This window comes from Deinococcus sp. HSC-46F16, assembly GCF_024171495.1.
Lineage (GTDB): Bacteria > Deinococcota > Deinococci > Deinococcales > Deinococcaceae > Deinococcus.
The window spans coordinates 244,704-263,352 of the sequence record NZ_JALJZW010000002.1; the positions used below are offsets into that span (position 1 = coordinate 244,704).

The window sequence follows — 18,649 nt, forward strand, 5'->3', positions numbered from 1 at the left end:
ACGGGCCACAGCCACAGACGGTGGGGTTGAGCTGGGGGGGGGCAGGACCATAACAATCACAGAGAAGGGGCGGACGCCGCTTGGGTGTCCGCCCCTCTTCCCTCCTTGGCTTTAGCTGCCAGCGGGGGCCGTGCTCGCCGTGCCGATGCGCGACCACACGATGACCGTGAAGCCGCCGCGCTCGTAGACGCGCAGCTCGTAGGTCTGGCCGCCCTGGGTGAAGATTCGGCTTTCACCCTCGGGGAGCCCGGCCAGGCCGGTGGCGGTGGTGCCGGTGCCCGCGCTGGCGGCTGTGTCGGTGGCCGCCGTGTCGGTGCCGGTAGCGGCATCGTTGGTTCCGGTCGCAGCGGTGTCGGTGCCCGTGGTGCCCGTGCCAGTAGCGGCCGTGCCCGTCGCGGCGGTTCCCGTCGCCGCCGTACCGGTGGCAGCCGTTCCCGTTGCAGCGGTGCCCGTCGCGGCCGTGCCGGTGGCGGCCGTTCCAGCCGCCGCGTCGCCCGTGGTGCCGGCCGCGGCGTCAGTGCCCTCGGCCGTGTCGCCAGCGTCGGTGCTGTCAGCCGCCGTGAAGCCGGCGGTGGTGAAGGCCTGCACGATCTGGTCGATGGAGCCCGTCACCGAGCCGCGGTAGATCACGCCGCCACCCAGCACGGTGGAGAATGTCTTGACCAGCGTGGCGTCCTGAAGGCCGGGAATCGTGACCGTGGCTTCGCCGATGGTCAGGGCGGCTTCCTGCGACACGACCGGGGCAGGCGTCTCCTCGGTGGCGGGGGGCGTGGCGGGCGGGGTCTGCGTCTGGGCGAAGGCGGTTCCCAGGCCCATCAGCAGCGCGGCGGTCAGCAAGCTCAGGCGTCCAATGTTCTTCATAGCAATACCCCCAATGGTGCGGTCCTGCGGCGTGACAAAGGTCCGAAACGAAAACAGCTCTGCGGTTGGTTCCCGCGTAGCCTAGCATCCCAGATGAGAACCCGCGCAAGTCTCCCCCGCCGGGACCCTGCGGCAGCGTTTATCTCGCCGCCCGCCCCCGCAACACTTGCGGCACGCAGGCTGCCCCAAGCTGCCTCAAGGCCGGTTGGGAGGCCCCACACCCGGCTTCCGGCCCCACCGCCTACCCTCGGGCCATGACCGACGACAGGAAGAGCGGCAACGAGGCCGAGCAGATGCAGGAGGCTTACGCCCAGCGCCAGGAGCACGAGCGCCAGACGGGCAAGACCAGTGCGGGCGGCGCGGGCAGCACGGGCACCCCCGGCAACGCCGAGTCCGGCGCGGACCCCACCGAGGCCGGGGACGGCGGAGCCCGGTCGGGCGCTGCCGAGAGCTGAACAGGACGACGGCAGAGGGCCGCGTGCAAGTCGTTCACGCGGCCCTCTCTCCTGTTCGCCTTACTTCTGGAACAGGTTCAGGTACTCGCCGTAGCCCTGAGCCTCGAGCTCGGCCACCGGCACGAAGCGCAGCGCCGCCGAGTTGATGCAGTAGCGCAGGCCGCCTTCCTCCCGCGGGCCGTCCGGAAAGACGTGGCCGAGGTGCGAGTCGGCCTCCCGTGAGCGGACTTCGGTGCGGGCGTAGCCGATCTTGTAATCGGTGTTTTCTGCCAGGGAGGTGCCCGGCAGCGGGCGGGTGAAAGAGGGCCAGCCGCACCCCGCGTCGTACTTGTCGAGGCTGGAAAAGAGCGGCTCGCCCGACACCACGTCCACATAGAGGCCGGGTTCCTCGTGGTCCCAGTACTCGCCGGTAAAGGCCCGCTCGGTCCCTTCCTGCTGGGTCACCCGGTACTGCATGGGCGTGAGCCGCTGACGCAAGTCGTCGTCGCTGGGCTTGACGAAGGGGGGCCGGGCAGGATCGGTGGTCATGGCCCGAGTGTAGGCAGCCGGGGCGGCCGGGAATAGGACCTCCCTCCCGCGCTCCGCGTGCTCTCATCCTGGCAAGGGTGTATCCGCAGAGGAACGGGAGACTTGCGCGGCTGCGGACCCGAGGGGGCGGGGGCGGGCGGTTCCCCCCCACCTGCCCGACCAGGCTCCCGGCCGCAAACGTGCCCCAATGCGTTGCTTTGTTTTTTAAAGCAGATCAGAATGGGGGCATGACAGCTTTCACTCCCTCCTCTCCGGACAAGCTGCGGGTGGATATCTGGTCGGACATCGCCTGCCCGTGGTGCTACGTCGGCAAGCGGCGCTTCGAGACGGCCCTCGCGGCCTTTCCTCAGCGCGATCAGGTCGAGGTGGTGTGGCACTCCTTCGAACTCGACCCTGGGGTCGCCGCGCGGCCGGGTCAGTCCATGCGGGCCATTCTGGCGGGCAAGTACGGGCGCAGCGAGGCGCAGGCGCAGCAGATGCTTGATGCCATGACCCAGACGGCGGCAGGCGAGGGGCTGGACTACCACTTCGGGGACCTCCAGCCCACGAACACCTTTCAGGCCCATCAGGTGATTCACCTGGCGGCGGAGCGGGGCTTGCAGGACGCCATGAAGGAGCGCCTGCTGCGGGCCTACTTCACCGAGGGCGAGTTTCTGGGTGACCCGGAGGTGCTCGTGCGTCTGGCGGCAGAAGTGGGGCTGGACGCGGAGGAGGTGCGGGCGGCCCTGGCTTCCGGCGAGTACGCGGGGGCCGTGCGGCAGGACGAGGCGCAGGCCCGCGCCCTGGGAATCGGCGGCGTGCCCTTCTTCGTACTGGGGGGCAAGTACGGGGTCAGCGGCGCCCAGTCTCCCGAGGTGCTGCGCTCGGCGCTGGCGCAGGTGTGGGCCGAGAGCCACCCCGAGCCCCTGACCCTGCTGGGCGGCGACACCCCCGCCGAGGGCTGCGAGGGGGATGCCTGCGCGGTGCCGGGCGCGGCGAACCGGGCCTGATACGGAGTTGAAAGGGCCGCCTTCTCCTGTGGGGGAGGGCGGCCCTCTTCCTTGTCTTACATCCGGCGCACCAGCCAGCGCATCACCATCTGGCTGCCGAAAAAGACGGCGGCGAACAGCAGCGCCCCGGTCGGCTCGCGCACGCCAAAGATCGCCACCCCGCTCAGCAGCGAGGCGAGGACCCGCAGGGCCAGCCGTCCCCGGCCGTCGCCCGCCAGCGTGAGGCGCAGGAGCAGCCCCAACCCCAGCAGCCCGGCCAGCAGCACGCCGAGGTCCAGCGGGTCACGGCGCAGCACCCAGGTCGCTCCGAGGAGGGCGGCGGCCAGCAGCGCCCCGGCCAGTGGCGCTGCCCCGCGCATCACTCCCTCCAGAGGTCGCAGCGGTGCTCCTGTTCAAAGGCGGTGGTGCCCGCGATGCGGCCTGGCTGGAAGGTCTGGACCGTGCCGCCGGGGGAAACGAAGGGTTGCCACAGGGGCAGGCCCGTTCCATTGGGGTTCCCCGTGCGGGCGAAATTGCCCCAGTAGGCGCGGAGGGTGCGGGCGAGGTCGGCCTGGGCGGGCGTGAACTGCGCGGGGCTGGCGAGGCCGGTGAGCGGCGTGCCGAACACGCTGACGAGTTCACCCGCGTGGTAGGCGCCGTAGTCGGGAATGGCCGCGCTGGGCTTCAGGAAGCTGGGGGCGTCGCGGTCGCGGAACTCGTAAGCGTAGACGGGCGTCAGGCGGGCGAGGTCGCGGGCGATGTCGGAGCTGGGGCAGGCGAAGACCCCGTCCGTGACCAGCGCGGCGGCGGTCAGTCCCACCGTGGGGTAGTCGCGGGTGGGGTAGTTGAACAGCACCCGTAGCGCGTCCCAGCCCTCCAGTTGCCCCACCAGCAGCCAGTACTGCCACACCGGGAGGTCCTGCCCGCCGCGCCCGAACGGGGCGACGAAGAGCGTGCCCTCGTCGAGGTTGGTGCCGATCAGGGTGGGTACCCGGATGAACTCACCGCTCGCAAAGACCTCCTGCGGCGAGCGGGGCAGCACCCCATCCCCGTACACCGGCGGGAAGGCCACGAAGGTCAGCCCCGGCGTCTCGGCGGTGAGCAACCGCTCGGCAGGTACGGCCCGCAGGCAGGCGGCGCCCGCGTCGGGGCAACCCACGGTGCGGGCAAACGCCGCGCCCGTCTTCAGCGCGTCCGCGAGCGGGCTCAGCACGATCTCCGGCGTGCAGGGACCGCTCTGGATCATCGCCTTGTCGAAGAGGCCCGCCGCTCCCGGCGAGGCGAGCTGGTCACAGATGCTCATGCCGCCCGCCGACTCCCCGAACACGGTCACGTTGGCAGGGTCCCCCCCGAAGGCCGCGATATTCTCGCGCACCCAGCGCAGCGCCGCCTGCTGGTCGAGCAGGCCGTAGTTCCCGGCCCCCCGGCTGTCTACCAGCCCCGGCGCGGCCAGAAAACCCAGCGGCCCCAGCCGGTAGTTGATCGTCACCACGACCGCGCCCTGCTCGCGGGCAAGCACCCGCGCGTCGTAGTCGCTGCCCGCGCCGCTGCGGAAGGAACCGCCGTGAATCCAGACCATGACGGGGGCGCGGCTGGCCCCCGACGGGGCATGGACATTCAGGTAGAGGCAGTCCTCGCTGCCGCGCGTGGGGCCGTCGCCCAGGGCCGAGCGCTGGAGGCAGACATTGCCGGGCCGCGAGGCGTCGCGCTCGCCCACCCAGATCGCCGGGGGCTGGGGCGCCCGCCAGCGGCGGTCCCCGACGGGCGGCGCGGCGTAAGGAATCCCCTGCCAGAGCCGCACCCCACTCGCCTCGCGGCCCACCAGCGTCCCGGTGCGGACCTGGGCGCGGACGGGCGTGCCGGGCGCGGCCGACGGAGCCGACTGGGAGGTGGGGGGGGCCGCAGGCGCGGCCGTGTCCTGGGCGTGGGCGACGCCGAGCACGAGCAGCGCAGTGGTGATCAGGGTGCGGGTCATGCCCCAGCGTAGGGGACGGAGCGCGGGGCGGGATGGGACCGAACTTCAGGCCGGATTGGGCGTCAGTCCGGGAGGCGCAGCGGGTGCCTCGCCGTCGTCGTCCGGGAAGGCGGGGACCGTGAGGCTTCCTCCCTGCAAGATGGTGACGAGTTCCTCGCCGCTCAGCGACTCGCGCACGATGAGTTCGTCGGTCAGGCGGTGCAGCACATGCAGGTGCTCACGCAGCAGCCCCACGGCCCGCTCGTACTGGCCGTTGAGGATGCGGGCGACCTCCGCGTCGATGCGCTCGGCGGTGTGGTCGCTGTACACACCCTGCTGCGGCCCGTACCCCAGGAAGCTGCCGCTCTCCTGCGCGAGCGCGAGCTGCCCGACTTCCGACATGCCCCACTCGGTGACCATGCGCCGGGCCAGACCTGTGGCCTGCTGGAAGTCCTTGGCCGCGCCCGTGGTGACCTCCCCGGTGGCGACCTCCTCGGCGGCGTGCCCAGCGAGGGCCACGCACAGGCGGTCAAGCAGCGCCGCGCGGGTGTGGTGCATCCGGTCTTCCGGCGTGTAGAGCGCCGACCCCAGCGACCGCCCACGCGGCACGATGGTGAGCTTGTGGGCCTTGTCCGCGTGGGGGAGAAGCTGAGCGGCGAGGGCGTGACCGACCTCGTGGTAGGCCGTCACCCGCCGGTCCGCTTCCCGCACCACCAGCGAGCGGCGCTCCGGTCCCATCAGCACCCGGTCCCGCGCTTCTTCCACATCCCGCATCACGATCTTCGATCGCCCTGCCCGCGCCGCCCCCAGCGCCGCCTCGTTCAAGAGGTTCTCCAGATCCGCCCCCACCATCCCCGCCGTCCGGCGGGCAATCACCCCCAGATCGACGCTGGGATCCAGGGGCTTCTTGCGGGCATGAATGCGCAGGATCATCTCCCGCCCCCGCACGTCGGGGGCGTCCACGACCACCTGACGGTCGAAGCGTCCTGGACGCAGCAGCGCGGCGTCCAGGACATCGGGGCGGTTGGTGGCGGCCAGGATGATGACTTCCTGCCCGGAGGCGAAGCCGTCCATTTCCACCAGCAACTGATTCAACGTCTGTTCGCGTTCGTCGTTGCCGCCCTGGAGGTTGACGCCGCGCTTTCGGCCCACGGCGTCGATCTCGTCGATAAAGACGATGCAGGGGGCGGACTTGCGGGCCTGTTCGAAGAGGTCACGGACGCGGGCGGCGCCGACGCCGACGAACATCTCGACGAAGTCGGAGCCGGAGATGGAGAAGTAGGGGACGCGGGCTTCGCCCGCGACCGCTTTGGCCAGGAGGGTCTTGCCGGAACCGGGGGGGCCGACGAGGAGGACGCCGTGGGGGATGCGGGCACCGAGCTGGTGGTAGCGCTCGGGGTGGCGCAGGAAGTCGACGACTTCCTGCAAGTCCTGCTTGGCCTCGTCGCACCCGGCGACATCGGCGAAGGTCAGTTTGATCTGGCCCTCGCTGATCACCGCCGCCTTCGACTTCCCGAAGTTCCCCGCCGCGCCCTCCCCACCCCCAGGGCGGCGGAAGAGCAGGACGAGCAGGGCCACGATCAGCAGGCCCGTCAGCAGGCCGCTCACCAGCGTGATCACGCTCAGGCGGGGAGGCGCGGCGTAGGTGACCTCCACCCCCGCCGCCTCCAGCCGGGGCAGCGCGATCAGGGGATCCGCGGCCAGGGTGCGGGTCTGGAACGATTCCCCGTCGTCCAGCCGACCCGTCAGCAGGGCGGTGTTGTTCTGAATCTGCACGGTCAGCGTCGCGACCTTGCCTGCCCGCAGCGACGCCGCGAGGTCGTCCAACCCGAGTTCGTCCGGGCGGCTGCGGGGACTCAGCACGATGATCAGGAGCAGCAGCGCCCCCACCGCCGCCGCCAGTCCCCAGCCCCAAGCGCCGCGTTTCACCCGCGTGCCCCCCGCCCCCGCCCCTGTGTCATGCCCCAGTGTAGGCCGATGCGTCCGGGAAACTCTGGAAGAGAACTAGCGATGTGGAGGACTGGCCAGTCGTCAGGGTTGAGCGAAGTGCACTCAAGTCTATTGACATCTCCAAACTGTAGCCTTATGCTGTGAGCAGTTCAGAACTGCTGTCCACCGGGCAGCAGAATCTTACGTCTGTACCCCTCACTTCTCGGTTTCAAGGAGTCATCATGCCCAAAGCTGTCGGAATCGACCTCGGTACCACCAACTCTGTGATCGCTGTGATGGAAGGCGGGCGTCCCGAAGTCATCGTGAACGCCGAAGGCGCCCGCACCACCCCCTCGGTCGTGGCCTACAAGGGCGACGAGCGTCTTGTCGGGCAGATCGCCCGCCGTCAGGCCGCGCTGAACCCCAAAGCGACCCTGTTCGAGGTCAAGCGCTTTATCGGCCGCCGCTGGGACGAGATCCGCGAGGAAGCGGGCCGCGCTCCCTTCGTGGTGAAGGAAGGCCCGGGCGGGTCGGTGCGCATCGAAGTGAACGGCCAGGACCTCGCCCCCGAGCAGGTCAGCGCGGAGGTGCTGCGCAAGCTCGTCAACGACGCCTCCGCCAAGCTCGGCGAGAAGATCCGCGACGTGGTGATCACCGTGCCCGCGTACTTCGACAACTCGCAGCGTGAAGCCACCAAGCAGGCAGGCGAGATCGCGGGCCTGAACGTGCTGCGCGTGATCAACGAGCCCACCGCCGCCGCGCTCGCCTACGGGCTGGAGCGCAAGGGCAACGAGACAGTGCTCGTGTTCGACCTCGGGGGCGGCACCTTCGACGTGACCATCCTCGAACTCGGTGACGGCGTCTTCGAGGTGAAATCCACCTCCGGCGACACGCACCTTGGCGGCGCGGACTTCGACCAGCGCCTCGTGGGCTGGCTCGCGGGCGAGTTCCAGAAAGAGCACAACTTCGACCTGCGCAAGGACCCCCAGGCCCTCCAGCGCCTGATCGAGGCCGCCGAAAAGGCCAAGATTGAGCTGTCCAACGCCTCGGAGACCACCATCAGCCTGCCCTTCATCACCTTCGATCCCGAGACGCGCACCCCGCTGCACCTTGAGCGCAGCCTGACGCGGGCCAAGTTCGAGGAGCTGACTGCCGACCTGCTGCGCCGCGTGCGGCACCCGGTCGAGCAGGCCCTCGCGGACGCCAAGCTGAACGCCTCGCAGATCGACGAAGTGATTCTGGTCGGTGGTTCGACGCGTATCCCCGCTGTCAAGCGCATCGTGCAGGACATCATCGGCAAGACGCCCAACGAGTCGGTCAACCCCGACGAGGCCGTGGCGCTGGGCGCGGCGGTGCAGGCGGGCATCATCCAGGGGGACTCGTCCCTCGGTGACATCGTGCTGGTGGACGTGACCCCGCTGACCCTGGGCGTGGAGGTCAAGGGCGGCATGATCGCCCCGATGATCACCCGCAACACCACGGTCCCCGCCAAAAAGACCGAGATCTACACCACCGCCGAGAACAACCAGCCCGGCGTGGAGATCAACGTGCTGCAAGGCGAGCGCCCGATGGCCGCCGACAACAAGAGCCTCGGCCGCTTCAAGCTCGAAGGCATTCCGCCCATGCCCGCTGGCCGCCCGCAGATCGAGGTGACCTTCGACATCGACGCGAACGGCATCTTGCACGTGACCGCCAAGGAGAAGACCAGCGGCAAGGAAGCGTCGATTCGCATCGAGAACACCACCACCCTCGACAAGGGCGACGTGGAGCGCATGGTCCGCGAGGCCGAGCAGAACGCTGAGGCCGACCGCCAGCGCCGCGAGAAGGTCGAGAAGCGCAACAACCTCGACTCGCTGCGGGTGCAGGCCCTGACGCAACTTGACGAGAACGCCGGGGCCGCCCAGGATGCCAAGGACCGCCTGAAGGCCGCCGCCGACGAGGCCGAGGACGCCGTGCGCTCGGACGACGACAGCCGCATCGAGAGCGCCCAGAAGCGGCTCGAAGATGAACTCCGCACCTTTATGAACGCCGCGCAGTCGGGCGGACAGGGTCAGGACGGCGCCGCCCAGGGCCAGGCGCAGAAGCAGGACGACGACGTGATCGACGCGGACTTCAAGCCCGCCGACTGAGCCCAGCGTCCACTCCGCGCAAGACCACACACCCAGGGGAGAGGACGGCTGATTGGCCCCTCTCCCCTATCTTCACACCATGTTTCGCAGACGGGGGACCCCCATGACCCAGGACGACCAGAACACAGAGAACCAGAAGAAGACCGTGGACGCCGACACCGGCACCGAAATCGACACGGACCTCCCGACCGCCGAGACGGACAACCTCGAAGAGGACCTTGACGCGGCGGGCTTCCCCGGCATGGACGAGGGGATGTTCGCCCAGGTGCAGGAGATGATGGGCAAGCTCGAACGGGCCGACGAGCTGGAGAAGGAAAACGCCGAGCTGAAGAATCGGCTGGGGCGCCTCGCCGCCGACTTCGAGAGCTACCGCCGCCGCACCCAGGAGGACGTGGACGCCGCCCAGGGGCAGGGGGTGGCGAAGGCCGCCGAGGCCCTGATGCCCGTCTACGACGACCTCGACCGGGCGCTGAGCATGGGCACGGGCGACCCCGCCAAGCTGATTCCCGGCATGCAGGCCGTGCAGAACAAGGTGCTGCTGGTCTTCAGCGGGCTGGGCCTGGAAGCCACCGGGCGCGAGGGCGAGGTCTTCGACCCCCGCTGGCACGAGGCGATTCAAGTCGTGCCCGCCGACGAGGACGACGTGATCGTGCAGGTCTACCAGCTCGGGTTCCGCATGGGCGACCGCTCGGTGCGGCCCGCGCGGGTGGTGGTGGGCAAGAAGCAGTGAGCACCCCGTGGTCAGCCGCCAGCCCGTGACAACTCTGTTCCCGCTGGCGGCTGGCCGCTGAACGCTGGAGGCTCCCTATGGCATACAAGGATTACTACAACGTCCTCGGCGTCACGCGCGGCGCCTCGGACGCGGACATCAAAAGCGCGTACCGCAAGCTCGCCAAGCAGTACCACCCCGACAAGAACCAGGGGGACGAAAAGGCCGCCGACCGCTTCAAGGAGATCGGGGAAGCCTACGCGGTCCTCTCTGACCCGGAAAAGCGCAAGCTCTACGACCAGTTCGGCCACACCGGGCAGGTGCCGCCGGGGTACGGCGACGCCGGGAACTTCCAGGGCGGCGACTTCGCGGGCTTCGACCCCTCGCAGTTCAGCGACTTCTTCCAGGGCCTCTTCGGCATGGGGGGGCGCCGGGGCGGCGGCTTCCAGGGGGGCACGGGAGGCTTTCCGGGCGGCGGGCAGGTCAACCTCGACGACCTGCTGGGCGGCATCGGCGGCACCCAGGGGCGGAGATTCGTGCAGAACGTGGAGGGCGAGTTGCAGGTCACCCTTCAGGAAGCGTTCCAGGGCTCGGACGAGGTCATCAACGTGGACGGCAAGCGCCTCGCCCTGCGCGTGCCTGCCGGAACCCGTGACGGCTCCCGGCTGCGGCTGGCGGGGCAGGCTCCGGGGGGCGGCGACGTGCTGCTCACCATCCGGGTGCTGGAAGACGCCCGCTTCGACCTGGAGGGCGACGACCTGATCACCACGGTGGACGTGCCCGCTCCTGTCGCGGCGCTGGGCGGCTCCGTCACCGTGCCCACGCTGGGGGGCAACGTGACCCTCACCGTGCCGCCCGGCAGCAGCGGGGGCCGCCGTATGCGCCTGCGCGGGCAGGGCTGGCCGAGGCGGGACGGCACGCGGGGCGATCTCTACGCCCGGCTGAACCTGACCGTGCCCCGCGACCTCACCGACGAGGAGCGGGAGCTGTACCGCAAGCTGCGCGAGTTGCGCCCATGACCACCACAGCGAGAAGGGCCGCCCGGTGAAGAGGCGGCCCTTCTCGCTGTCACGCTTACTGGGGATCGACGCTGGGCTGGCTGACCCCTTGCAGGGCCGTCTCGTCGGCATTCCCGCCCGCGCGGACGGCGAGGTCCCCCAGGCTGACCATGCCCACGACCTTGCCGCCGTCGGTCACGGGCAGGCGGCGAAGCTGGCGGTCGGCCATCTCGCGGGCGGCCTCCTGCACGTCGGTGTCGGCCTCCATCGTGAAGACGCTGCCGGTGGTGTAGTCGGTCACGGCGGTGCCGTAGTCGTGACCGTAGGCGACCGCCCGAATCACGATGTCGCGGTCGGTGATGATCCCGCTGGGGTGCTCCCCGTCCATCACCAGCACGGCCCCGATGTCCTGTTCCAGCATCAAGGTGGCGACTTCCTTGAGGGTGGCCTGGGGGTCCACGGTCACGGGGTTGGGGGTCATGATCTCTCGGAGGGTGGGCATGGGGGGACGTTACCCTGGCGCAGGGCGGCGTCCGGTGGGAGCCAGCTAAAGAGGTCAAGAGAAGAGGAGAAGGCCGGTGGCCCTCTCCCCTTTCCCGGATGGCTGCGGCTTCAGCGCATCAGCCAGTCGAAGCTCGTCTTCATCAGCAGGGTGCGGCTCTGGGGGGTCAGGCCCTCCAGTCCGAAGCCCATGTTGACGGTGCGGTAGGTGCCCGCGTCGTTGGCGACGATGGCCCCGGCGTTCTCGCCCGCGTTCTGGGCCGACACGCGCGGCGCGGGGGTCTGGGCCTGGGCCTGCGTCTGGCCGCCGAAAATCTGGTTCAGCAGGCCGCCGATCAGGTTGGCGGCGAGGCGCTCGACCAGGCCGCGCGGGTCCTGCACCTTCTGCCCGGCGCGGGCCGTGTTGGGGTCCACCCGGATGCTCTGGGCGGTGATGGTGCCCGCCGTTGCATTCGCGCTGCCCCAGGAGGCGACGACCTGCGAGCCGCTGAGGTCTGCGATCACGTCGGGGTAGTACTGGTTGCCCGCGCTGCCCGCCGCGTTGAGGGTAAAGGCGGTGTTGCCGAACGCGCCGCGCGTCACCAGCTTCGGGGTGCCCGAGCTGTCCGCCACGAAGCGGGTCTTGAGGGTCCCCGTGTAAAAGGCGCTGCCGCCGATGTCATAGCCGATGTCCTGCCCGGTCACGAGCAGACGGCCCCCACCCGCGAGGTATTGGCGCAGGGTGTTCTGGTCCTGCGCGGTGAGGGTGTTCTGGTACTGCTCGCCCGTGGCCCAGATCACGACGTCCACCCGCTGCATCTCGGAGAGGGGCACCGCGCCCTGGGTCTGGGTGTTCCACACAAAGGCGCCGCCCGCAGCCGCGTTGGCCCGGATCGCGTCGCGCAGCGCGGCCGTCACGTCGGCACCCTGGCCCATGTCGTCGTCGACCAGCAGCACGCGGGGCTTGGTGTCACTGGCGGGCGGCGTGGGCGTGGGAGCCGGAGTCGGCGCGGGGGCAGGCGCAGGAGCGGGCTGGGCCGCCACCGGCTTGATGAAGCAGCCCTTGCGCACGCCGGGAGCGGGGTCACTGCCCCACTCGGCCACCGTGCAGTTGAAGCCGTCGGTGCCGATACCTGTCAGGTAGCGCCCGGCGGTGCCGAAGGCCGCCTCGCGCTGGCCCTTGAAGTCGCAGAAGCTGCCCTCCACCGCGCACAGCTCGAAGCCCGCCGGACCCGTGGGGTTGGCCGGAGCGGGAGTCGGGGCCGGGGTGGGTGCCGGAGTCGGCGTGGGGGCGGGCGTGGGCGCCGGGGTCGGCGTGGGGGTCGGGGCCGGAGTGGGCGCAGGGGTGGGGGTCGGCGCGGGCGTCGGCGCCGGGGCCGGAGTGCCCGCCGTCACACCGAGCTTGCCCAGCGCTCCGGGCACGCTGATCAGCCCGTAGCCAACGTTGTTGTTCTTGCTGCCCGCGTTGCTGGCAGAGGTGTACAGCGCGTTCTTGATCGCGTCCACACCCGTGCCCGGCTTGGCCGAGAGCATCAGGGCGACCGCGCCCGCCGCGATGGGGCTGGCCTGGGAGCTGCCGCTCAAGGCCCCGTACTGCCCGTTCGGGAAGGAACTCGTGATCGCCACGCCAGGGGCGGCGATGTCGGGTTTCACGAAAACGCCGTTGATCTGGCCCTGCCACGCGACCGGGCCACGGCTGCTGAACGAGGCCACCTGCCCGTTCTGGTCCACCGCGCCCACCCCGATGGCGTCCGGGAGGTTGCCGGGACTGCCCGTGCTGGCGGCCGTCGGCCCGAAGTTGCCGATGGCGAAGACCGGAGCCACGCCTGCCTTGAGCATGTTCTGCACCGGCACGATGAACTCGTCGTAGGTGCCGGGAATCCCCAAGCTCATGTTCACGACCTGGGCGCCGTCGTTGGTGTCGGCATTGTTGTCGGGGTCGAGGACGTACTGCATCCCCGCGATGACCTGCGCGAAGGTGCCCTCGTTGTTGGGGAGCACCAGCGCACTGATCAGCCGGGCCTCAGGTGCCACGCCCACCGTCTTGCCCGCGATCAACCCCGCCGTGTGGGTGCCGTGGTTGGTGGTGTCGCGCGGGGTGCTGCCGATGCGGTCGCCCTCGGCGTTGAATTCCGCGAAGGCGGCGATCCGGCCCGCGTATTCGGGGTGGTTGGGGTCGATGCCGCTGTCGAGGTGCCCCACCCGGATGTTCTGGCCCCGGAAGCCCGAAGCCCACGCCTGGGGCGCCCCGATGCTCTGGAGGTGCCACGGGGTCCCGGTCGGCGCCGAGGCCGCGCTGAGGGCGGCGGCGCGGGGAATCTGGACCCGGAAGTTCTCGAACACCGCGTCGACAAAGGGCAGCGCCGCGAGCGCCCGCGCCTGCACCGGGGTCAGCGGCAGGAAGATGCTCTGGTCGAGCCACAGTTGGGTGACCCGGCCCGAGTTGACGGCCTGCCCGATGAATCCGGCGGCGGGACCAAGCTGCGCGAGCCGCGCCTGAAGCTGCTGGCGCGAACTCTTGAACAGCGCCCGGCCCCGGTCGGTGTTGCTGAACTTGAAGCGGACGATCACGCCCGTGGGGGTCTGGTCGCCCTGCTGCGCCCGCTGGAGCAGCGTGGGCGAGAGGGTTCCAGCCTCGGCGAGGCTGGCGCTGCCCAGCGTCAGCGCGGCGCCGAGCAGCAAGGTGGCCTTGGTCTTGGTCATACCCGGCAGCCTAACGGCCCCCTGGTGACGCCCCCTTAAGCTCAGGTGAGGACGCCTTGAGGCGGCGTCAGGGTCGGGTCAGTCGCCGGGGGGCCGGGGGCAAGGTTCTCAGCGCACGTACTGCACGATCACGCGTCCGTCGCTGGTGCGGCCGTTCATCATGCTGAAGCGCGACACGCTCAGGACAATCTGCCCCCCCTTGAGCGCGACGAGCTGCACGATCAGGTTGATGCCGTTCTGGGTGTAGGGGTTGTTGCCGCGCAGGTTCCACTCGAACCCGCTCTGCACGTCGAGGGCACGTTCCTGCCCGTTGTCGGCGACGAACGCCTGCGGCTTGCCGGAAAAGCCCTCCGGCGCCCGCAGCTCGCCCGTCAGCAGGTCGATCTCCAGGCCGCGCAGCACCCCGGCCAGACCTGCCACGTCCCCGAAGCGCAGGCGGTTGCCCTCGCGGGTGACGGGCAACTTGACCCGCTTGTTGGACGGCACCAGCGAAGGCTCGAACAGCACGTAACTGTCGAACTCGGCGCGGCTGATGCCCAGCCGGGGGTCGTAGGCGAGCTTCTCGCCGCGCTGGAACTTGCTCATGATCGTCCGCAGCGCCTCGCGGTCGCCCCCCGTCTCCGCGACCCGGGCCGTCAGCGTCACGATCAGGCGGCTGGGCTGCCAGTCCATCAGTTGGGCACTCTGTCCCGGCTGCGGCAGCAAGCCCACCAGGCGCGTCAGCCAACCGCTGGGAAGCGGCGTGCCCGCCGGGGCGGCGTGGACCCCCACCGGAGCCAGGGCCACGCTGCCCAGAACCAGCAGCATCAGAGGAAGGCGAAAGGCGCGCATGCCACGGCGGAGCATACGCGCCCAGGGTGAGAATTGCCCTCCGGCTGCGCCTCATCCGGCCCCACGCGGGCGTCAGACGGACGTCAGCTTGGCCGGGCGAGGCCCAGGCATCAGGCTTTGCCCACGCTCCCCAGCACCCGCAGCTTGTGCTCCACGATCTGGCCCATCAGGTCACGGGCGGGGCCAAAGATCTTGCGGGGGTCGAATTCCTTGGGATTTTTCTGGAGGGCCTCGCGGATGGCGACGGTGCTCGCGAGGCGCAGGTCGGTGTCCACGTTGACCTTGGCGATGCCGTGCTGGGTGGCCCGCTGAAGGTCCTCGTCCGCGATGCCCGCCGCGTCCCCGATCTCGCCGCCCGCGTCGCGGAAGCGCCCCACGATCTCGGCCGGAACGCCGGAGGAGCCGTGCGCGACGAGCGGGATGGTCGTCAGCCCCGCGATCTTCTCGATACGGGCGTGGTCGATGTAGGGACGGCCCTTGCCCTTGTACGCCCCGTGCGAGGTGCCGATGGCGATGGCGAGGTAATCGGTGCCCGTCTGCTCGATGAACTGCACGGCTTCCTCGGGGTCGGTCAGGAAGGCGTCTTTCTCGTCCACGACGATGTGCTCCTCGATGCCGCCCAGGCGCCCGAGTTCGGACTCTACGCTGATACCCATCGCGTGCGCGGCCTCCACGACGCGGCGGGTCTCGCGGACGTTTTCCTCGAACCCGTGGTGCGAGGCGTCGATCATGACGGAGGTGAAGCCCATCTTGATCGCCTTCAGGGCCGACTCGTAGGACGAGCCGTGGTCGAGGTGCAGCGCGACGGGGACGGTCGCCCGCTGGGCGAGGTCGATCACGATATTGGCGAGGTCCTGGCCGCCGTACTTGATGGCGCCCTCGGACATCTGGACCATCACGGGCGCCCGCAGCCGCTCGGCGGTGTGGATGATCGCCTGGGTGATCTCCATGTTGTTGGTGTTGAACGAGGGAACGCCGTAGCGCCCCGCGCGGGCGGGAACCAGAATGTCGCTGCCGGTGACGAGCATGAGTCCTCCTTGGGTGGGCCTACTTCGGTGGGCCGCGTAGGCCGGAATGTGCCTCAACATCCTAACCCGGCCGGGTCCAGCGTCCCCGGACACCCGGCCGGGACAGGGGCGGGCAGGGGTAGGATGGACCCATGACCCCCACCCTCCCCACGCGGCCCGACGTGGATTTCGCGCACCTGCTCTCGGCCCGTGCCGGGCGCATGAGTGTCAGCGCCATCCGCGAACTCCTGAAGCTCACGCAGCGCCCCGAGATCATCTCGTTCGCGGGGGGCCTGCCCGCCCCCGAGCTGTTCCCGCTGGACGCGATCCGCACGGCCGCCAACACGGTCCTCGACCGCTACGGCCCCGCCGCCGTGCAGTACGGCACGACCGAGGGCCACCTCCCCCTGCGCGAGTGGATCGCTGCGCAGACCCCCGGCCTGACACCGGGACACGTGCAGATCGTGACCGGCAGCCAGCAGGGACTCGACCTCCTGGGCAAGATTCTGATCGACGAGGGCGACGTGGTGCTGGTGGAGGCCCCGACCTACCTGGGCGCCCTGCAATCCTTCCAGCCCTACGGCCCGCGCTACGTGGAGCTGCCCACCGACGAGCACGGCATCGACGTGGACGCGCTGGAGGACGTGCTGAAGGCGCACCCCGCCAAGCTGCTGTACGCGATTCCCAACTTCCAGAACCCCACCGGGCGCACCCTGAGCCTGGAGCGCCGCCGCCGATTGGTCGAGCTAACGGCCCAGTACGGCGTGATGGTGCTGGAAGACGATCCCTACGGCAAGCTGCGCTTCCGGGGCGAGGCGCTGCCCAACCTCTTTACGCTGGGGCTGGAGCACGCGGGCGGCGACCCTGAGCGCAACCACGTGCTGTACTCGGGCTCCTTTTCCAAGACGCTGGTGCCGGGCCTGCGCGACGCCTGGGTGCAGGGGCCGCACCTCATCATCGAGAAGCTGGTGCAGGCCAAGCAGGGCGCCGACCTGCACACGCCGATCTTCAACCAGATGATCATCACCGAGCTGGTGGGCGAAGTGCTGCCGCGCCAGATCGAGATCGTGAAACAGGCCTACGGCGAGCGGGCGCAGGACATGGTGGGCCGCATCCGCGAGCACTTCCCGGCGGGCGTGCAGTTCACTGAGCCGGAAGGCGGCATGTTCCTGTGGGTCACGCTGCCGGAGACGCTGGACACCACCGAGTTGTTCCCGCGTGCCCTGGAACGCGGCGTGGCCTACGTGCCGGGCCGTCCCTTCTTCGCGCTGGGCGGCGGCGCCAACACCATGCGCCTGAGCTACTCCTCGGCCACCCCCGAGCAGATCGAGCGCGGCATCCGGGCGCTGGCCGAGACGTTCCGGGGGGCGATGGGCTGAAGCTCATCCGGATTCGGGAGGCCTCCACGCGGGGGCCTCTTTTTGTTGTCTTCCATCCATCCGGCTGACCCCCGCTATCATCCCCCCCGATGACCCCGCCGCCGACCCCTTCCGAAGCTCCCCTGGGCGTATTCGACTCCGGCGTGGGGGGCCTGAGCGTGCTCTCGGAACTGCGCCGGGTGATGCCGGGGCAGGACTTCCTGTATCTCGCGGACACAGCCCATGTGCCTATCGGGGGGCGGCCCGACGAGGAAATTCGTGATCTCACCGACCGAGCAGTCTCGGCGCTGCACGCTCGGGGGGCGGGGGGAGTCGTCGTGGCCTGCAACACGGCCTCGGCGTTCAGCCTCACGCACCTGCGGGAGCGGTACGGTCCGGACTTCCCCGTGATCGGCCTGGTGCCCGCCGTCAAGCCCGCCGTGGCCGCGACCCGCACGGGGGTGGTGGGCGTGCTCGCCACGCCGGGGACCCTGCGCGGCACGCTCCTCAAGGACGTGATCGAACGCTTCGCGGACCCCGCCGGGGTGCGGGTCCTGACCGCCGTGAGCGCCGAACTCGTGCCGCTGGTGGAGGCGGGACAGGCCGAGGGCGAGCGGACGCGGGCGGTCCTGCGTGAAGTGCTGACCCCCCTGGACGAGGCCGGGGCCGATCAACTGGTGCTGGGGTGCACCCATTATCCCTTTCTGGCGCCGAGCATCCGGGCCGAGTTCGGAAACACCTTCACGCTGGTGGACTCGGGGGCGGCGGTGGCGCGGCACGCCCGCAACGTGCTCTCGGCGTCGGGGAGGCTGCGGGAGGGGACGGGGAGCGGGCACGTGACCTACCTCGTGACCGGGGACCCGGCGGCGGCTCGGCCAGTGATCACCACCCTGACGGGCGAAGACGGGCACAATGTCACGGTGCAGCAGGTGACGACTTGACCTCTTCCCCCTCCTCCCGGCTCCCCGTGCGCGAGGGCCGCGACCTCCTGACCCCCCGGCCGCTGACGCTGGAGCGGGGCATCAACCCCCACGCGCCCGGCAGCGCCCACCTGAAACTCGGGCGTACGGAAATCCTGGCGACCGTGAGCATCGAGGACAAACCCGCTCCCCACATGCGCGGCAAGAAGGAAGGCTGGCTGACCGCCGAGTACGCCATGCTGCCCCGCGCCACCACCGACCGGCAGGCCCGCGAGCGCAACCTGCAAAACGGCCGCCGCCACGAAATTCAGCGGCTGCTGGGGCGGGCGCTGCGGGCTTCCATCGACCTGCGGCACTTTCGCAACCAGACCCTCTACGTGGACTGCGACGTGCTGGTGGCCGACGGCGGCACCCGCGTCGCCAGCGTGCTGGCCGGGTACGCCGCGCTGCACGACCTGTGCGACCGTCTGATCCACTCCGGCACCCTGACCGAGTGGCCGCTGGTGCATACGGTCGGAGCTGCCAGCGTGGGGCTGGTGGGCGACGAGCTCCGCGTGGACCTCGACTACGCCGAGGACAAGGTCGCGCGGGCCGACCTCAACGTGGTCGCCACCGCCGGGGGCCTGGTCATCGAGGCGCAGGGCGGGGCGGAGGAAGGCCCCATCTCGCCGGAGGAGTATGTGCGGCTGCTCACGGCGGGTGTGGAGGCGGTGGGCGGGCTGCTGCGGGAGCTGGGGCGGCAACTCTAGAGCCGTTGTCCGAATGGACCCGGTGTCGCCCACCCAGCCCGGTCAGAAAGAACCTCTCTCTTTGACCAAT

At 70.1% G+C, this 18,649-nt stretch carries 17 protein-coding genes; 8 read left to right on the forward strand and 9 right to left on the reverse strand.

From position 1 onward, the window contains the following. Positions 1–111 precede the first annotated feature (111 nt). Complete coding sequence (locus L1280_RS06570) at positions 112–861, reverse strand: hypothetical protein (protein WP_253581304.1); 750 nt, start codon at positions 859–861, stop codon at positions 112–114. A gap of 254 nt (positions 862–1,115) precedes the next feature. Here L1280_RS06570 and L1280_RS06575 point away from each other — a divergent pair, with 254 nt between their 5' ends. Continuing rightward, the gene (locus L1280_RS06575) at positions 1,116–1,316 is read left to right on the forward strand and encodes a hypothetical protein (RefSeq protein WP_253581305.1); all 201 of its coding nucleotides are present in this window, start codon (positions 1,116–1,118) and stop codon (positions 1,314–1,316) included. 60 nt (positions 1,317–1,376) lie between these two features. Here the strand turns inward: L1280_RS06575 and msrB are convergent, their stop codons facing one another. Then, complete coding sequence (msrB, locus tag L1280_RS06580) at positions 1,377–1,844, reverse strand: peptide-methionine (R)-S-oxide reductase MsrB (protein ID WP_253581306.1); 468 nt, start codon at positions 1,842–1,844, stop codon at positions 1,377–1,379. 227 nt (positions 1,845–2,071) lie between these two features. Here msrB and L1280_RS06585 point away from each other — a divergent pair, with 227 nt between their 5' ends. Next, positions 2,072–2,833 carry a DsbA family oxidoreductase gene (locus L1280_RS06585; protein WP_253581307.1) on the forward strand — a complete coding sequence of 254 codons (762 nt, stop codon included), beginning with the start codon at positions 2,072–2,074 and terminating at the stop codon, positions 2,831–2,833. Positions 2,834–2,889: 56 nt separating this feature from the next. On the opposite strand, the gene L1280_RS06590 is transcribed toward L1280_RS06585, so the two are convergent. From L1280_RS06590 to ftsH, 3 genes are read right to left on the reverse strand one after another with little or no spacing between them, the layout of a single operon-like run. After that, positions 2,890–3,192 carry a hypothetical protein gene (locus L1280_RS06590; RefSeq protein WP_253581308.1) on the reverse strand — a complete coding sequence of 101 codons (303 nt, stop codon included), beginning with the start codon at positions 3,190–3,192 and terminating at the stop codon, positions 2,890–2,892. Continuing rightward, positions 3,192–4,787: a carboxylesterase/lipase family protein gene (locus tag L1280_RS06595; protein WP_253581309.1), complete on the reverse strand. Its 1,596-nt coding sequence runs from the start codon at positions 4,785–4,787 to the stop codon at positions 3,192–3,194. The genes L1280_RS06590 and L1280_RS06595 overlap by 1 nt, the downstream gene beginning before the upstream one ends. A gap of 45 nt (positions 4,788–4,832) precedes the next feature. Beyond that, entirely contained in the window at positions 4,833–6,695 is a 1,863-nt protein-coding gene (gene ftsH / locus L1280_RS06600; RefSeq protein WP_253581310.1) for an ATP-dependent zinc metalloprotease FtsH, read from the reverse strand. Between the two features lie 242 nt (positions 6,696–6,937). On the opposite strand from ftsH, the gene dnaK reads away from it, so the two are divergent. The 3 genes from dnaK (at position 6,938) to L1280_RS06615 (ending at position 10,552) form a co-directional block, all read left to right on the forward strand. Further along, positions 6,938–8,824: a molecular chaperone DnaK gene (dnaK, locus tag L1280_RS06605; RefSeq protein ID WP_253581311.1), complete on the forward strand. Its 1,887-nt coding sequence runs from the start codon at positions 6,938–6,940 to the stop codon at positions 8,822–8,824. A gap of 103 nt (positions 8,825–8,927) precedes the next feature. Continuing rightward, positions 8,928–9,554 carry a nucleotide exchange factor GrpE gene (locus tag L1280_RS06610; protein ID WP_253581312.1) on the forward strand — a complete coding sequence of 209 codons (627 nt, stop codon included), beginning with the start codon at positions 8,928–8,930 and terminating at the stop codon, positions 9,552–9,554. A gap of 77 nt (positions 9,555–9,631) precedes the next feature. After that, positions 9,632–10,552, forward strand: coding sequence for a DnaJ C-terminal domain-containing protein (locus L1280_RS06615; protein WP_253581313.1), 921 nt, complete (start codon positions 9,632–9,634; stop codon positions 10,550–10,552). Between the two features lie 55 nt (positions 10,553–10,607). On the opposite strand, the gene L1280_RS06620 is transcribed toward L1280_RS06615, so the two are convergent. The 4 genes from L1280_RS06620 to fba all read right to left on the reverse strand — a co-directional run bounded on the left by L1280_RS06620 (position 10,608) and on the right by fba (position 15,573). Further along, a complete protein-coding gene (locus L1280_RS06620) occupies positions 10,608–11,033 on the reverse strand; it encodes a CBS domain-containing protein (RefSeq protein WP_253581314.1) in 426 nt (141 codons plus the stop codon). 110 nt (positions 11,034–11,143) lie between these two features. Continuing rightward, positions 11,144–13,714 carry a S8 family serine peptidase gene (locus tag L1280_RS06625; protein ID WP_253581315.1) on the reverse strand — a complete coding sequence of 857 codons (2,571 nt, stop codon included), beginning with the start codon at positions 13,712–13,714 and terminating at the stop codon, positions 11,144–11,146. A gap of 108 nt (positions 13,715–13,822) precedes the next feature. Further along, complete coding sequence (locus L1280_RS06630; protein WP_253581316.1) at positions 13,823–14,545, reverse strand: hypothetical protein; 723 nt, start codon at positions 14,543–14,545, stop codon at positions 13,823–13,825. 110 nt (positions 14,546–14,655) lie between these two features. Continuing rightward, on the reverse strand, positions 14,656–15,573 hold the full coding sequence (fba, locus tag L1280_RS06635) for a class II fructose-1,6-bisphosphate aldolase (protein WP_253581317.1): 918 nt from the start codon (positions 15,571–15,573) through the stop codon (positions 14,656–14,658). Between the two features lie 131 nt (positions 15,574–15,704). Between fba and L1280_RS06640 the strand changes: the two genes are divergently transcribed. From L1280_RS06640 to rph, 3 genes are all read left to right on the forward strand, one after another. Next, positions 15,705–16,931 (forward strand): PLP-dependent aminotransferase family protein, encoded by a 1,227-nt coding sequence (locus tag L1280_RS06640; protein WP_253581318.1) that lies wholly within the window; start codon positions 15,705–15,707, stop codon positions 16,929–16,931. 89 nt (positions 16,932–17,020) lie between these two features. Then, positions 17,021–17,851 carry a glutamate racemase gene (murI, locus tag L1280_RS06645; RefSeq protein ID WP_253581319.1) on the forward strand — a complete coding sequence of 277 codons (831 nt, stop codon included), beginning with the start codon at positions 17,021–17,023 and terminating at the stop codon, positions 17,849–17,851. Further along, positions 17,848–18,579 (forward strand): ribonuclease PH, encoded by a 732-nt coding sequence (rph, locus tag L1280_RS06650; protein ID WP_253581320.1) that lies wholly within the window; start codon positions 17,848–17,850, stop codon positions 18,577–18,579. Before murI ends, rph begins: the two co-directional genes overlap by 4 nt. Positions 18,580–18,649 lie beyond the last annotated feature (70 nt).